The organism is Neorhizobium huautlense, assembly GCF_030811685.1.
GTDB lineage: Bacteria > Pseudomonadota > Alphaproteobacteria > Rhizobiales > Rhizobiaceae > Neorhizobium > Neorhizobium huautlense_A.
In genome coordinates, this window is record NZ_JAUSRF010000007.1 from 140608 (window position 1) to 155022 (window position 14415).

A 14415-nucleotide genomic window follows, 5' to 3' on the forward strand; every position below is an offset into this window, starting at 1 on the left:
TACAGGGGTTTGGCAATGGAACTTTCGGAACTCTCTGATTACTTTCAGACGGACAAAGGCACGAAGACGGGCCACGCCCATAATTATGCGCCTTTATATTCCTTCATTTTCGAAAGTTTTCGCCATCAGGCCTTTTCAATGCTCGAAATGGGTTTGCAACGGGGCGGCGTCGAAGCCGGATCGTCGGTTGACCGGATCGGCTCGGACGTCCCGTCCATAAGGGTATGGCTGGATTATTTCCCGAAAGCCGAGGTCTATGGTTTCGATCTCTCCGATTTTTCACGCATTTCCCTGCCACGCTTCCAGTTTTTTCGAGGCGACTTGGGCAGCGGCCGGGATATGGACAGGCTGGCGGCTGTCCTGCCCATGTTGAAACTTGTCATCGATGACGGTTCACATGCATCCTTTCACCAGCAATTCGCCTTCCTGAAACTGTTTCACAAGGTCGAACCCGGCGGCTTCTACATTATCGAGGATTTTCACTGGCAACCGCCGTTTGAAGACAAACTGCCGGCCTGCCACAAGAGCGCCCATGTGTTCGAGAGTTTTCTCAAGACCGGTGCGTTCGACATACCATTCGCACACCCCGATCATCTGGCGTCCATCGCCTCGCAGATCCAGCACGTGTTCGTCCATCGCAACAATCGCGGCGGCATCAACAGCTGGCAAACGAAGATGATTGCAATTCAGAAAAAGCTATAGAAGCAGATCATGAGTCGATTTTCCTACAGCATCGTTACGGGCTGGTACGCAGATCATGCTCAGCGTGATTACAAAACCTATGGCGACGAATTCGTCCGCTCGGCCCGGTGTTTCGATCTTTGGTATCACTGCATTCAGCGGTTTACCGACCCGAAAAGCATTCTGATCATCGACTCCGCGTCGCCCGTTTTGCCCGAATTGCCCGCAGATCCGCGCATCAGCCAGGTTCGGCTGCAGAAAAATTTCGGGCATGCCGCACAGGACATCGACTTTCTGTGCGGCTGGTCGCGCGCGCTGATACTTGGGCTCATGTACGGTTATGCGAACGGAGACGAATACACCGTCCTGATAGAACAGGGCACGCTGTTCCATGGACAAGACATCATCGAGCAGCAGATCGCGGCACACCCGGACGCCGATATCATTGCACCAAACGGCAACGAAACGCCGCAACCGCTCCAGACCGGCATCATGATTTTCAGGACCGCGATCATCCCTCGGTTCGTCGCGAACTACCAGAACATAACGACATCGGACAAGGCGCTCAGTCCCGAGGTCAAATGCGCGATTGCCGCAAGAGGCATGCGGCTGGCATTTTCCGACCTACCGTTCGGCCGGCGCCGCCCGCTGGACTGGAAACCCAGCCACTTCTTTTTGCGTCATGGCACGCAGGCCGAAATCGGCGCCTTCGTGCAGCACCTGGGATGGGGAGAGCATCTTCTCGGCACGGACCCTCTGCGCGATCCTTAGGATCCGCTTTCCACGTTGTAGAGCGGTTCGCCTTTCGTCTGGAAGTGCATCGAGACTGGGCGCAGCCACCGTTCTACCTACCGGAAGAACCGACCGATCGCCTCGGGAGAATTGCGCAGGACTGCGGAAAATTGGGCCACTTGCGGGAACACGGCCTGCGCGTCCGCATAGGCCTTGTCGGTCATGTGCCTGGAATAATTGTCCGCGACAAGGGCGATAAATCTGTCACGCAATCCTGGGGCCAGTCGTGACGCTATCCATGCTAACACATCCATTTTCAGCAACAGAAACCACGGATAATATTTTTCCTTCAAATCGCCTCGATCGCTGAACACGGCCTCCACATCCTCGAACGCCTTGAAAACATCCAGCCGGCGCTCGTCGAAAACATTGGTTGTCTGATCGGAATTGACGATCTGCCGGTACGTGATCAGTTCCCGGTTATACATCACGATGGTCCTGGCGTTCAGGAAAGTCAGCCAGAAAGCGAGTATGTCGTTATGCACCGCAGTTTGCGAAAAGCGTAACCCGATCGAGCGGCAAAAATCCGCCTTCAGTATCCTGTTCCACGGATAGTTCAGCATGCCGAGCAGAATGCCGTGCTTTTCGAGATCGACCAATGCTGCGGGTCTGTCTCCAGCAATTTTCGTCCATGCCTGCTGATCCTTGCCCATCATGCCGACAGAAGGCGCGTTTTCCCGTGTGATCATCGCGTATTTGAACACGACCACGTCTGCGCCTGATCTTTCCGCGACGATCGACAGCTCATCCAGCGCGCCGGCATGCAGAACATCGTCGGCATCGATGAAATAATAATAGTCGCCGGCGGCATGCGTGAGCGCAACATTGCGGGAGCCGCCGCCGCCGAGATTTTCGCGGTTGCGGACCAGCCTGATCCCGGCATGCCGTTGCGCATAGGTCGTCACCACCGCTGCGGTTTCGTCGGTGGAGCAATCGTCCACCACGATGATCTCGAGCGGCACTGTATTGGCCAGAATGCTGTCGAGCGTGCGACCGATCGATGCCGCAGCGTTATGCGCCGGGATCATGACACTGATAAGGGGCATTTTTGGCCTTTTAAAAGCAACGAGCAGCTGGTTCCGGAATGCCGGATGAGTGCCGGCAGAGAACAACGATAGCCTTCACTTTAGTCCGTGCGTGCTTGCCTCAGGCTTGCGGCAGCAATTGAATGCCGTCCTTGATGAGGCGCAGCCGTCACCGCGTGACGGCACCTGGCCACTCAGTTGAACGATCTGACCAGACTTCCCACCAGCAGATTCCAGCCGTCGATCAGCACGAAGAACAGGATCTTGAACGGCAGGGAGATCGAGGTCGGCGGCAGCATCATCATGCCCATGGACATGGTGATGGCGGCGACGATCATGTCGATGACGAGGAAGGGAAGGATGATCAGGAAGCCGATCTCGAAACCGCGACGGATTTCCGACAGCATGAAGGCCGGGATCAGGACGCGGTAATCCACCCGTTCCGGCGTGCCGACCGACTGGCCGCGCTCGCGAGCGATATCGACGAACAAAGACAGGTCCTTGTCACGCGTGTTCGCACTCATGAACACGCGAAAAGGTTCGGCGATGCGCTCGACGGCCTGTGCTTCGGTAATCTGGTTCGACAGCATCGGCTGCACGCCTTCGTTCCAGGCGCGGTCGAAGGTCGGCGACATGACATAGAAGGTCATGAACATCGCCATAGAGACCAGAACCATGTTCGGCGGTGACGTGCCCATGCCCATGCCGGAGCGCAGGATGGAGAAGGCGATGACGAAGCGCGGGAAGCTCGTCACCATGATCATGATGCCGGGAGCGACGGAAAGGACGGTCAGAAGGCCAAAGGTGCGGATAATCCACGAGGCCGCGGAACCGTCCGTCGGCAGATTGAGAAGATCTGCCGGCGACTGCTGTGCGTGGGCCAGGCCCGGTGCCGCGACGATGACGGCGAGCAGTACGAGAAGTCGAATCATTCAATCACGAAGGTTCTGAACATCACCTTCGATACGCGGCCTTTTGCGCGCAGGTCAACTCGTTCCTGAAGGTCATCCCGAAGATATTGGAAGCCGCGCGGGCCTTCGATCTGCTGCAGCGAAACCGTGCGCAGATAGGCGAGGATGTCCTGATGGATTTCCTGCGAAAGCGGCACGTCGGTCGGACCACGGAACATCAGCGCCACTTCAAGCCGCACCCAGTTGTCGGAAGGGTAGGCAAGATTGGTGGTGATCGGGTCGAGCAGGACGATGCCGTTGGCTTCCGTCGAGATCGGCTGGATGCCGGCCTCCTGGGCGCCGCCTTCGCCATGGGCGCCTGCCGCAGCAGGTGCGGCAACGGCTGCCGGCGGTGCCGGCGGCGGTGGCGCGATCATGCCGCCGAGAACCCAGCCGCCACCGGCACCAACCAGCGTCACGATCGCCACGCCGGCGATCGTCATCACCATGCCGCCCTTTTTCTTGGCCTGGCCGTCTTCCGGCGTCGTTTCGTCCATCGCCATGCTCCTTATATCCGATCCCTGCCGTGCCGCTTAGAAGGGCGAATACATGTCGACGACCTGCTGGCCGATCGGCGGCTGCTGCATTTCCGTCATGCGGCCACGGCCACCGTAGGAGATGCGGGCTTCGGCGATCTTGTCGTAGGAGATCTGGTTTTCGGAATCGACATCCTTCGGGCGCGCGATACCGGCGACGTTGAGGATACGGATCTCGTGGTTGACGCGCACTTCCTGCGAACCGCTGATCAGGAGGTTGCCGTTTTCGAGAACGCCGGTGACGACGGCGGCGACCATCAGGTTCAGCTTTTCAGCGCGCTTGATCGTGCCCTTGCCGTTGCTTTCGGAGGACGAACCCGTGCCCATGTCGCCGGAGGTGCCGGCATCGGTGCTGAAGCCGAGGAAATTCTTGACGCCGGCCTGCCAGCCGAGCTTTGTCGAATTGGTGCGGCTGCGGTCGGTTTCATTGTCGAAATCGGCCTTGTCGTTGATCTTGATCTCGACCGTCAGGATGTCGCCGATATTGAGCGCGCGGGCATCCTTGAAGAGAGCCGCCTGATTGTCGCTCCACAGCGAATAACCGCTGGCCATCTGGCGCGGCTGCTTGGGATAGGACGACATCTGCGGCGCCTGCGCATATTGCAGGCCGCTGCCGATCGGGCTCATCGCCGGGGCGTTGCCGATTTCCTTCAGCGTCTGGTTCTGGCAGCCTGCCAGAAACATCACGGCCACGAGGGCTGAAGCACGCTTCATCATGTACGGTCCTTCGAAGTATTGGGGTCTGACGCGCTGGCGATGATCGTCGAGATCATGCCCGCCTTCTGCGGGTCCATCTCGGCAAGGATCAGGCCCGACTGGCGCGCCGGCAGTTTCATGATGATCGCGGCTGCGATCTCTATCTTCATTTCAGCCAACTGAGGCGCTGCCGCATCGGCCTTCATCGTCTTGAAGATATCGACAAGACCGATCTCGGCGCTTTTCAGGAAATCGTTGCGGCGCTTCAGCCAGTCCTCGTATTCCGCCTTGCGGGTTTCGAGCGTGGCGATACGGGCATCGACATCCGATTGCAGCTTTTCCAGTTCCTGCTTCTGCAGGAGGTAACGCTGGTCGCGGGCCGGATCGGCGATATTGGTGCAGAAACGCTGGATATCGTCGGCCGTTGTCGGCGCCAGAGGCTCGGCCATCTGCTGCTGCGCATTGACCTGCGGCACGGCGGCGAGAACCACGCCGGCAACGAGGAGCTTGCGAACGGTCGATGCGGAAATCGTGATCGTGAACATCGCTTTTTTCTCCGTCATTGCAGCACAAGTTCGGCCTGAAGGGCGCCGGCGGACTTGATGCCCTGCAGGATGGCGATGATGCCGTCCGGCTTGACGCCGATGCTGTTGAGGCCGGCCACCAGCGTGCGCAGGTCTGGCCCGTTGAGGATGGCGACCTGGCCGCCGTCCTTCATCGCCATGATGTCGGTCTGTTCCTGCACCGCCGTTTCACCACGGGAGAACGGTTCCGGCTGGATGATCTGCGGCGTCTCGGTCACCTGCACGGTCAGGGTGCCGTAGCTGACGGCGACGCGCGACACCTTCACGTCGGCGCCGATGACGATCGTGCCGGTGCGCTCGTTGATGACGACCTTGGCGGGCGTATCGGTCTGGACGACCAGATTTTCGATTTCGGCCATCAGGCGGGTGAGATCGGCCTGACGTGGCTTGGAGATGATGACTTCCTGGCTGTCGCGCGCTTCGGCGACCGGGCCGCCGTAACGCTGCGAGGCAAACATGTTGACGGCATCGGCCATGCGCTGCGCGGTGGAAAAGTCCGGGTTGCGCAATTGCAGGACCAGATTGACCCCATCCTTGAACTTGGACGGCAGTTCGCGCTCGATGATGGCACCGTTCGGCACACGGCCGGAGGTGGTGACGCCTTCGGTGAGGGTTGCGGCCGCGCCCTGCGCCGTAAAGCCGGACACGACGACCGCGCCCTGCGCAACGGCATAGATCTGGCCATCGGCGCCGGAAAGCGAGGTCATGACCAGCGTGCCGCCGCGAAGCGACGTGGCATCGCCCAGCGAAGAAACATTGACGTCGATGCGGCTGCCGGGGCTGGCAAATGGCGGCAGGTTGGCGGTGACCATGACGGCGGCGAGATTTCGCGCGCTCGACTGGCCGCCTTGCGTGGAAATGCCGAGGTTCTGCAGCATGGCGCGCATGGACTGCTCGGTAAACGGCGAGGAGCGCAGGCTGTCGCCCGAACCCTGAAGGCCGACGACCAGACCATAACCGATCAGCTGGTTTTCACGACCGGCCTGCAACGATGCGATATCTTTTATACGCGCTGCGTCGGCGAAGGCCGGTTGGACCGGGCCCAAAAGGGTCGCGATCGCGAGGGAAAGGGCAAGAAAACGCTTCATGATCATTTCGCCATCACCTGAACGGTGCCGTCAGCCATGACCGTGCCACTGACGGACAGGCCGGAATCGATATTGCGGACACGGATGACATCGCCGACCGAACCGTTCTGCAACGGCGAACCGGATGCCGAGATCGTCATGTTACCGATACCGAAGGTGATGCGGACATTGGTGCCGCGCTTGACGAGGTAGGGAACCCTGAGCGCGGACACGAGAATGGTGCGGCCCGGCAAAAGCGTGCGGTTGGTGATCATGCCGCTCACTTCCTCGACGGACTGCGCATAATCGCCCGCGAGATTGGGGTTGGTCACCTCGACCGTGTTGAGCGAAGAGACGGAAATCTCTTCGCCCGGATAGATGATCCGCGTCGGCACGACGGCCATGCCCATATCGGCTGCGGCCGGCGTGGCGATGCCCACGGCGACAATCGACAAGAGGGAAAGGACGGTTTTTCGACCGATCCTTGCTGCATTTTCGTGTGTCCGGCGAAACATCATGTCTGCCCTGCCTTTTGGGTTTACTTGAGGTTCTGGCTCACGATCTTCGACATTTCGTCGGCGGTCGTGATGACCTTGGAGTTCATCTCGTAGGCGCGCTGCGCCGAGATCATGTCGGTGATTTCCTTGACGGCATCGACGTTGGAGGCTTCGAGATAGCCCTGACGTACATAACCGTAGCCCGGGTCTTCCGGAGCGGCGATGACCGCTTCGCCCGATGCCGGCGTTTCGGCATAAAGGTTGTCGCCGAGCGGCTTCAGACCGGCCTCGTTGGCAAAATTCGCCATCGTCAGCTGGCCGACCTCGGTATAGTCGGTGGCATTGCCGATGCGGACGCTGACCTGGCCCGTGCGGCTGATGACGGTTTCCGTGACATCGGCCGGGAAGGTGATGTTCGGGATGACCTGATACCCTTCGATGGTGACCAGCTGGCCATCGCCATTCTGGTTGAAGGCACCGGCGCGGGTGTACATCGTACCGCCATCGGGCGACTGGACCTGGAAATAACCGCGACCGACAATGGCCAGATCGAGGTTGTTTTCCGTGTGGGTCAGCTGGCCCTGTTCGTGGATGTAGCGAACGGCAGCCGTCTGCACGCCGAGACCGATATTGGCGCCTTCCGGCACGATGGCCTGGTTGGCGCGGTTCGGCACGCCCTGGGCGCGTTCGGTTTGATAAAGAAGGTCGGCAAACTCCGCACGGCCGCGCTTGAAGCCGGTCGTGTTGATGTTGGCAATGTTGTGGGCGATGACCTCAAGATTGGTCTGCTGGGCATCCATGCCCGTCGCTGCAACGGAAAGTGCTCTCATCGGTAAGGTTCCTTATCCGCTACTAGATCTGCATCTTCGAGATATCGAGGTAAGCCGAGACCAGCTTGTCGCGCAGCGCGATGGCGGTCTGCAGCGACTGGTTGGCTTCCATGACGGCGTCGACGACTTCACGCGTGTTGGCCTTGCCCTGGATGGCGTCGACGGATTTGCTCTCGGCGATTTTCAGCGCGTCTGCCGCCGAGCTTGCCACGTTGCCCAGCACGCTTGCGAAGCTCAGACCGGCATTTTCGACCGGCTTCTGGACCTGACCGAGAAGCGAGGTGGTGTTTTCGTCCGACGAAATCGAACCGATGCCGCGAGACAGCGAAAGCGAGCTTACGTTCTTGAGTGCGTCGATCATTGTGTGGACCTGAGAAGTTCGATGGTGGAGGAAACGATGTCGCGCGTCTGCTTGATCATCTGGAGATTGGCGTCATAGCTGCGGTTGGCTTCGCGCATGTCGGCCATTTCGATGAGCATGTTGACATTCGGCATCTTGACCATGCCCTTCTCGTCAGCCGCCGGATGGCTCGGATCGTATTCCTGGGCGAACTCGCCCTGGTCGACGCCAAGCTTCTTGACCGCGACCACTTCCGCGCCGGCTGCCTTGTCCATTTCGGCGCCGAAGGTGATGGTCTTGCGACGATAGGGATCGGCGCCGGGCGTATCGCCCGTGGTGCGTGCGTTGGCGATATTTTCCGAGACGATGCGAAGTCGGGTGGCCTGAGCCTCCATTCCCGACCCGGCAATCTTCGAAGCGGCTGAAAGCGGATCCATGTGCTTACCTCTTCACTGTCAAAAGCATCATGCTGTTGAATGTTTTCACCAGATTGGCGGAGAGCTCGTACTGGCGCTTGATTTCACCGGCCTTCGACAGCTCCTTGGAGATTGCGACGGTGTTGCCGGATTCCTGGATGCCGATCTCGTCGTTGAGAGCGGCCTCTTCGACCTTGACGTTATTGCTGAGCTGGCTATCGCCGAAATGCGCCGCATTGGTGCGGGACATCCGCATCGACGTGTTGTCGAGAACCGCGTCGAAGGATGCGACATCCTTGGCGCGGTACTGCGGCGTGTTGGCATTGGCGATGTTGGTGGCGACAACTTCCTGGCGCACAGTCAACCACTCGGCCTGCTTCGATGCCAGCGCGAACAATTGAATGGGTTGCATAGGTTTCTCTCCATTTTGTAAGGGGAACCTATGTTAGTAATCTTGCGTCAGACTTACGGGCGCGACGTTCCTTCGTTGGAATAGATTTCACCGGCGGTGGTGACGATCACCCATTTGCCATCACGCTGCTCGAGCGTGGCCAGACGGCTGTTGTCGGGCAGGATCGAGCCGACCCTGACCATATACATGCCGGCGGCATCCTCGATGAGGGCACGGCCGTTCGAGACATGCATGAGGCGGAAGCCGCCGCGACCCGGAAGCGGTTGTTCTTCCAGGAGATCCTGCGGAGGCGCCTGACGTACCGTGCCCACGGACGAGGTCGTCGCCGTGGTGATGTTGTCGATCATGTCCACCGGCGGTTTTGGCTGGTCCTTGTTGCTGTTCACCATGGCGAGCGGCGAAACGCTGAAGACGTTGCGGGCATGGCCGGGCGGCAGATCGCGGGTGTGATCCATCGGATTGACCCTGATGCCGAACTTGTCTTCGTTGAGGAATACATACCACGGAAAAAAAGCGGAAGCTCCGGCCAGCACGATGCCGACCGCCAGAACCATGTGGTCTGAAAGCTTGGATTTCTGCTTCGGTGCCCGGATCGGCTTTACCGGAACATCCTGGTCGTCTGCGATCACGGGTTATCCTCTCGGTCGTGGCGGCGGTGCCATGCCTGCCCGAAGGGCATTGGCAAGGTCCGCATAGGCATCTGCACTGGGTTGGTCGGCTGGGGTCTGCTTAAGCACGTCGTAAATGATCGGCACCTGCTTGATCGCCATGTCGAGATCGGCATCGCTGCCGGTGCGGTAGCCGCCGATCAGGCGCAGGTCGCGGGTTTCCTCGAACCGGTGGATCAGCGCCTTCAATCGCGACACCAGCTTTTCCTGGTCTCCGCTCCAGGCCTTGCGGGCCAGACGCGAGATTGACGACAGCGGGTTGATGGGCGGATAACGCCCCTCCTCCGCAAGGCTGCGTTCCAGCACGATATGGCCATCGAGAATACCGCGCGCCGAATCGGCGATCGGGTCGTTGTGATTGTCGCCATCAACGAGGATGGAGATGATCGCGGTGATCGTGCCGGTGCCTTCCGGGCCGGGACCGGAGCGTTCCAAGAGGCGCGGCAGTTCGGTAAAGACCGAGGCCGGATAACCACGTGCGACCGGCGGCTCGCCGGCAGCCACCGCGACCTCGCGGATGGCATGGGCAAAACGGGTAACGCTGTCGGCGATGAACAGCACGTTTTCGCCCTTGTCGCGAAAGTGTTCGGCAATGGTGATGGCCACCAGCGGCGCCATCTTGCGCAGCATCGGGCTTTCATCGGAAGTGGCGACGACGGCGATCGATTTCGCCATGTTGTCGCCGAGCGTGTCCTCGATGAATTCGCGCACTTCACGGCCACGTTCGCCGACCAGCGCGATCACCACCTTGTCGAAGGCATCGGCACGCGCGAGCATGGACAGAAGCGTCGATTTACCGACACCGGAACCGGCGAAAATGCCGAGACGCTGACCGAGGCAGAGCGGCGAAAAGATATCGATGGCGCGCACGCCGGTCATGAAACCGGTCTCGACTCGGCTGCGCGTCATCGACGGCGGCGCCGTGTTGGAGATCGAACGACGATCCATACCCGAGGAAAGCGGACCGCGATTGTCGATCGGTTCGCCCAGCGAATTGATGGTGCGGCCGCACCAGCTGTCATCGGGTGCGATGCGGAATGCACCCTTCTGGATGACGACATCGCCGATGCCGATCGGCTCGCCCGGTTCGATCGGGCAGACATAGATCACGTCGGGTTCGACACGCACCACTTCGCCGAGGTGAATGCCGGTCGGGCTGCGATGGCCGACGAATTCGCCCAGACGCACATGTCTGGAAAGGCCGCTGACCGTGTAGTGCCCGGCCGCGATGGTGCGCACGCGGCCGCCATGGGTGACGGACTGTTCGGGAGCGGCATGACGTTTGGCAAGGCCGGCAAGATGCGCCAGACGGCCCGAAGCCAGCGTTTCGGCAATGATCGTTTCCATCCGTCAGATGATCCTCAGCGCGAGCCGCCCAATGTCTTGATCGCTTCCTTGAGAGAATTTTCGCTGTCGCTCATCAGCGAGGCGATGCCTTCGAACGCACGGTTGACCTGGATGAGTTCCGTCATCTGGCCGATGCCGTTGACGTTGGATTCCTCGACATAGCCCTGCACGACGGAGGTGCTGATCGTGTCGACGACCGGCTGCGGGTTTTCGGTCGGGATCACGCCGGAATTTTCGTAACGCAGGTAACCCTTGGTGATATCGGCGGTGAAGACACCGAGCTGGCCGACGCGCACGCCATCCTGCAGGATGCCGCCATCGGCGCCGACCTGCGGTGGGCCACCGGCACGGTTGAGCTGGATCGGCGCGCCGCCGGCATCGAGAACCGGGAAGCCGCGCACGGACACCAGTTCACCGGTTTCCTTCATCGTAAAACGACCGTCGCGCGTCAAAACCTGGCCGGCCGGCGTATCGAGCGAGAACCAGCCGTCGCCCTTGATGGCGAAATCGAGCGGGTTGCCGGAAGATTCCAGCGCGCCGCTGCGCGTGGAGAGATAGTCGTTGCCCTGCGTGACGAAGGCGACCTTGGCATTGATATCGTTACGGGTCTTGCTCATGACCTCGTCGAACTTCACTTCCGTGGCGCGGAAGCCGACAGTGTTCATGTTCGCCATGTTGTCGGCAATCGTGTTGAGACGGCGCTCGAGCGCGATCTGTGAAGAAATGCCGACATACAGTCCGGATTGCATATCATCTGCCTCCGTGTTTCATTGAAGGGGCGAGAGCATGTCCGGGCCGACGGCATTTAAAAGGATGACGCGTCCGCATGGCATGCTCGCTTCGGGCGGGATTCCGACCGATCTTCGCGGAAACTAGGCGGATAGACTTGCGCGAAACTGTCCCGCTCCCGGCATGATGCCGGACCGTATGTGATTGCCAAAAAACCGGCGACAGCCAGCCTCACGCAAGCCAGAACCCGTATCCCATCAACACGAGAAAAAGATCGGGCATAGACACGCGATGACTATTATTATCGGATTTGTGATCAGCGTCGGCTGCATTATCGGCGGCTTCATGGCGATGGGCGGGCACGTGGATGCGCTTTTCCAGCCATTCGAACTGGTGATCATCGGCGGTGCGGGTCTTGGCGCCTTCATCATGGGCAACCCGCTCAAGGTGGTGAAGGATTCGGGCAAGGCGATCGGCGAGGCCTTCAAATATTCGGTTCCGAAGGAGCGGCATTATCTCGACGTGCTCGGCGTTCTTTATTCGCTGATGCGCGACCTGCGCACCAAGTCGCGCAACGAGATCGAAGCCCATATCGACAATCCCGACGAATCCCCGATCTTCCAGTCGGCTCCGACCGTTCTGAAGAACAAGGAATTGACGTCCTTCATCTGTGACTATGTCCGTCTCATCATCATCGGCAACGCCCGCAGCCACGAGATCGAGGCGCTGATGGACGAAGAAATCGAAACGATGATGCACGACAAGATGAAGCCGTATCATTCGCTTGTTGCGATCGGCGACAGCTTTCCGGCCATCGGCATCATCGCCGCCGTTCTCGGCGTCATCAAGGCCATGGCCAAGATCAACGAATCGCCGGAAGTGCTCGGCGGCCTGATCGGCGCCGCTCTCGTCGGCACCATGCTCGGCATCTTCCTCTCCTACTGCCTGATGAACCCGCTGACCTCGCAGATCAAGATCGTGCGCGGCAAGCAGCATCGCCTCTACATCATCGTCAAGCAGACCCTGCTCGCCTACATGAACGGCTCGGTTCCGCAGGTTGCGCTGGAATATGGCCGCAAGACCATCTCCAACTACGAGCGCCCGTCGATCGACAGCGTCGAGCAGGAGATGATGAACCCGGGCGGCGGCGCAGAGAAGGCAGCCTAAACCATGACCGACGTCAACGCTTCCGAACATCATATCCCGGCCATGGAGCACTCGCTGCTGGCCAAGCTGACCGGCGGCCTGGGCGACCGGCAGACGGTGGAAAAGATCTGCATCGATTTCGGTCAGCTCTATTCCGGCTTCCTGCCGGACGTCTTCCACAGCGAGACCGGCATTGCCATCCAGGTCGGTTATACCGGCTTCGAAAGCGGCCTGATGAGCGAACTGGTGGCCGATCTCGGCGACACCTTTTCCTTCGTCAACGGTTCGCTTCGCAACTGGAGCCCTAATTTCGTTCTCGCCTGCGGCAACAGTTTTGTCATCTCATTGATGGAACTGATGCTCGGCGCCGAAGCCGAAACGATCGAGCAGCCACCCGAACGCCAGCTGTCGGATATCGAGCTCGATCTCGCCGCCATGGTCTATGAGCGGATCGGCAACGTGCTGCGCTCCGGCGTCAATGCCGATGGTGGTTTCGAGGCGACGCTGGAAGCCCCGCACAATGCCGACGACCGTTCGAAACACGAGGATGACAGCCGCGCCGAATACGGCGCCGTCATTCGCATGTCGATCGAGCTCGGCAATGTTCAATCGGAAATCGCGCTTGTCATTCCGCAGCGCGCGCTTTTGAAGACGCGCGTCGTCCTGCCGAAACCTACCGGCCAGATCGGCAAGGGCAAGCAGGAATGGACCGACCGGATCAACGAACAGGTGCGCCGCTCGCAGGTGACGCTTGAAGCCCGCATTCGTCTCGAAAAGCTGACGCTGTCGACCATCTCGCGGCTTGCCGCCGGCGACGTCATCGGCTTCGAGGATGCGCGCGATGTATCGGTACAGGTCAGCGCCAACGGCCGCGACATGTACATGTGCGAATTCGGGCGCTCCGGCGAGCGTTATACGGTTCGCGTAAAGGATAATATCAGCAGCGACGACGAGATCCTCAAACATCTGGCAGGATGATCGACGATCGTTCGCGCCGCATGAAATCGTGCCCTTGGGCAGGCTGACGCAAGTTTCATAAGGAATAATGTTTTCCATGGCTAAGAAACCGACCCCTATTACCGAGAACGACGATCTGTCCCCGATCGGCAATGAAGCCGATCTCGACCAGGCGATCGACGATCTGCGCGGTGTGCTGAAGGCCGACGCCACCGGCGAAGCACCGGCTTTCGACGCTGAATTCGGTGCAGGTTCGAGCGACTTCGATCTCGACGCACAGTTCGGCGGCGGTATCGACGCAACGCCCGCTTTCGGCACGACGGATACCGGTTCCTCGGATTTCGGCGCTTCCGATTTTGGTGGCTCCGACTTCGGCGGCTCCGATCTGGGCGGTTCCGATTTCGGCGGCGGCGCAAGCTTTGGCGGTTCCTCCGATTTCGGTGGCTCCCCGATGTCAGCAACGTCTGCTCCGGGCAGCGCGCTGAATGCCAATCTCGACCTGATCATGGATATCCCGATCAACCTCGAAATCGTGCTCGGCACCAGCCGCATGCAGGTTTCCGGTCTGATGAACCTGGAAGAAGGCGCGACCATCGCGCTCGACAAGAAAATCGGCGAGCCGGTGGAAATCACCGTCAATGGCCGACGCATTGCCAAGGGCGAGATTACCGTCCTTGAACACGACGATACGCGCTTCGGCGTGAAACTGACGGAAGTTTTGAGCACCAAAACAACCTGATCC

At 59.8% G+C, this 14415-nt stretch carries 19 protein-coding genes; 5 read left to right on the forward strand and 14 right to left on the reverse strand.

Annotated features, from left to right (window positions below):
* The first annotated feature begins 15 nt into the window (after nucleotides 1-15).
* Both J2T09_RS12495 and J2T09_RS12500 read left to right on the forward strand, forming a co-directional pair.
* Nucleotides 16-702 carry a hypothetical protein gene (locus tag J2T09_RS12495; protein ID WP_306834808.1) on the forward strand — a complete coding sequence of 229 codons (687 nt, stop codon included), beginning with the start codon at nucleotides 16-18 and terminating at the stop codon, nucleotides 700-702.
* Between the two features lie 9 nt (nucleotides 703-711).
* Nucleotides 712-1452, forward strand: coding sequence for a hypothetical protein (locus J2T09_RS12500; RefSeq protein WP_306834810.1), 741 nt, complete (start codon nucleotides 712-714; stop codon nucleotides 1450-1452).
* Between the two features lie 77 nt (nucleotides 1453-1529).
* Here J2T09_RS12500 and J2T09_RS12505 read toward each other — a convergent pair whose 3' ends face one another.
* From J2T09_RS12505 to flgF, 14 genes are all read right to left on the reverse strand, one after another.
* On the reverse strand, nucleotides 1530-2519 hold the full coding sequence (locus tag J2T09_RS12505) for a glycosyltransferase family 2 protein (protein WP_306834812.1): 990 nt from the start codon (nucleotides 2517-2519) through the stop codon (nucleotides 1530-1532).
* A gap of 173 nt (nucleotides 2520-2692) precedes the next feature.
* Entirely contained in the window at nucleotides 2693-3430 is a 738-nt protein-coding gene (fliP, locus tag J2T09_RS12510) for a flagellar type III secretion system pore protein FliP (RefSeq protein WP_306834814.1), read from the reverse strand.
* The gene (locus J2T09_RS12515) at nucleotides 3427-3945 is read right to left on the reverse strand and encodes a flagellar basal body-associated FliL family protein (protein WP_306834816.1); all 519 of its coding nucleotides are present in this window, start codon (nucleotides 3943-3945) and stop codon (nucleotides 3427-3429) included. The genes fliP and J2T09_RS12515 overlap by 4 nt, the downstream gene beginning before the upstream one ends.
* 36 nt (nucleotides 3946-3981) lie before the next feature.
* Nucleotides 3982-4701 carry a flagellar basal body L-ring protein FlgH gene (flgH, locus tag J2T09_RS12520; RefSeq protein ID WP_306834818.1) on the reverse strand — a complete coding sequence of 240 codons (720 nt, stop codon included), beginning with the start codon at nucleotides 4699-4701 and terminating at the stop codon, nucleotides 3982-3984.
* Complete coding sequence (locus J2T09_RS12525; protein ID WP_306834820.1) at nucleotides 4698-5225, reverse strand: MotE family protein; 528 nt, start codon at nucleotides 5223-5225, stop codon at nucleotides 4698-4700. Before J2T09_RS12525 ends, flgH begins: the two co-directional genes overlap by 4 nt.
* 14 nt (nucleotides 5226-5239) lie before the next feature.
* Complete coding sequence (locus J2T09_RS12530) at nucleotides 5240-6352, reverse strand: flagellar basal body P-ring protein FlgI (protein ID WP_306834823.1); 1113 nt, start codon at nucleotides 6350-6352, stop codon at nucleotides 5240-5242.
* A gap of 2 nt (nucleotides 6353-6354) precedes the next feature.
* A complete protein-coding gene (gene flgA, locus J2T09_RS12535) occupies nucleotides 6355-6849 on the reverse strand; it encodes a flagellar basal body P-ring formation chaperone FlgA (protein WP_373458438.1) in 495 nt (164 codons plus the stop codon).
* Nucleotides 6850-6869: 20 nt separating this feature from the next.
* Nucleotides 6870-7658: a flagellar basal-body rod protein FlgG gene (gene flgG, locus J2T09_RS12540; protein WP_306834824.1), complete on the reverse strand. Its 789-nt coding sequence runs from the start codon at nucleotides 7656-7658 to the stop codon at nucleotides 6870-6872.
* A gap of 22 nt (nucleotides 7659-7680) precedes the next feature.
* Nucleotides 7681-8019 carry a flagellar hook-basal body complex protein FliE gene (locus J2T09_RS12545; protein WP_306834826.1) on the reverse strand — a complete coding sequence of 113 codons (339 nt, stop codon included), beginning with the start codon at nucleotides 8017-8019 and terminating at the stop codon, nucleotides 7681-7683.
* Complete coding sequence (gene flgC / locus J2T09_RS12550; RefSeq protein WP_306834828.1) at nucleotides 8016-8435, reverse strand: flagellar basal body rod protein FlgC; 420 nt, start codon at nucleotides 8433-8435, stop codon at nucleotides 8016-8018. The genes J2T09_RS12545 and flgC overlap by 4 nt, the downstream gene beginning before the upstream one ends.
* Before the next feature lie 4 nt (nucleotides 8436-8439).
* Complete coding sequence (gene flgB, locus J2T09_RS12555; RefSeq protein WP_306834830.1) at nucleotides 8440-8826, reverse strand: flagellar basal body rod protein FlgB; 387 nt, start codon at nucleotides 8824-8826, stop codon at nucleotides 8440-8442.
* A gap of 53 nt (nucleotides 8827-8879) precedes the next feature.
* Nucleotides 8880-9452 carry a flagellar protein gene (locus tag J2T09_RS12560; protein WP_373458446.1) on the reverse strand — a complete coding sequence of 191 codons (573 nt, stop codon included), beginning with the start codon at nucleotides 9450-9452 and terminating at the stop codon, nucleotides 8880-8882.
* Nucleotides 9453-9458: 6 nt separating this feature from the next.
* Entirely contained in the window at nucleotides 9459-10841 is a 1383-nt protein-coding gene (gene fliI, locus J2T09_RS12565) for a flagellar protein export ATPase FliI (RefSeq protein WP_306834831.1), read from the reverse strand.
* 14 nt (nucleotides 10842-10855) lie between these two features.
* A complete protein-coding gene (flgF, locus tag J2T09_RS12570; RefSeq protein WP_306834833.1) occupies nucleotides 10856-11590 on the reverse strand; it encodes a flagellar basal-body rod protein FlgF in 735 nt (244 codons plus the stop codon).
* Nucleotides 11591-11861: 271 nt separating this feature from the next.
* On the opposite strand from flgF, the gene motA reads away from it, so the two are divergent.
* The 3 genes from motA to fliN all read left to right on the forward strand — a co-directional run bounded on the left by motA (nucleotide 11862) and on the right by fliN (nucleotide 14412).
* Nucleotides 11862-12737 carry a flagellar motor stator protein MotA gene (gene motA, locus J2T09_RS12575; protein ID WP_306834835.1) on the forward strand — a complete coding sequence of 292 codons (876 nt, stop codon included), beginning with the start codon at nucleotides 11862-11864 and terminating at the stop codon, nucleotides 12735-12737.
* 3 nt (nucleotides 12738-12740) lie between these two features.
* A complete protein-coding gene (locus tag J2T09_RS12580) occupies nucleotides 12741-13694 on the forward strand; it encodes a FliM/FliN family flagellar motor switch protein (protein ID WP_306834837.1) in 954 nt (317 codons plus the stop codon).
* Between the two features lie 76 nt (nucleotides 13695-13770).
* Entirely contained in the window at nucleotides 13771-14412 is a 642-nt protein-coding gene (gene fliN, locus J2T09_RS12585) for a flagellar motor switch protein FliN (protein WP_306834839.1), read from the forward strand.
* The last annotated feature ends 3 nt before the right edge of the window (nucleotides 14413-14415 follow it).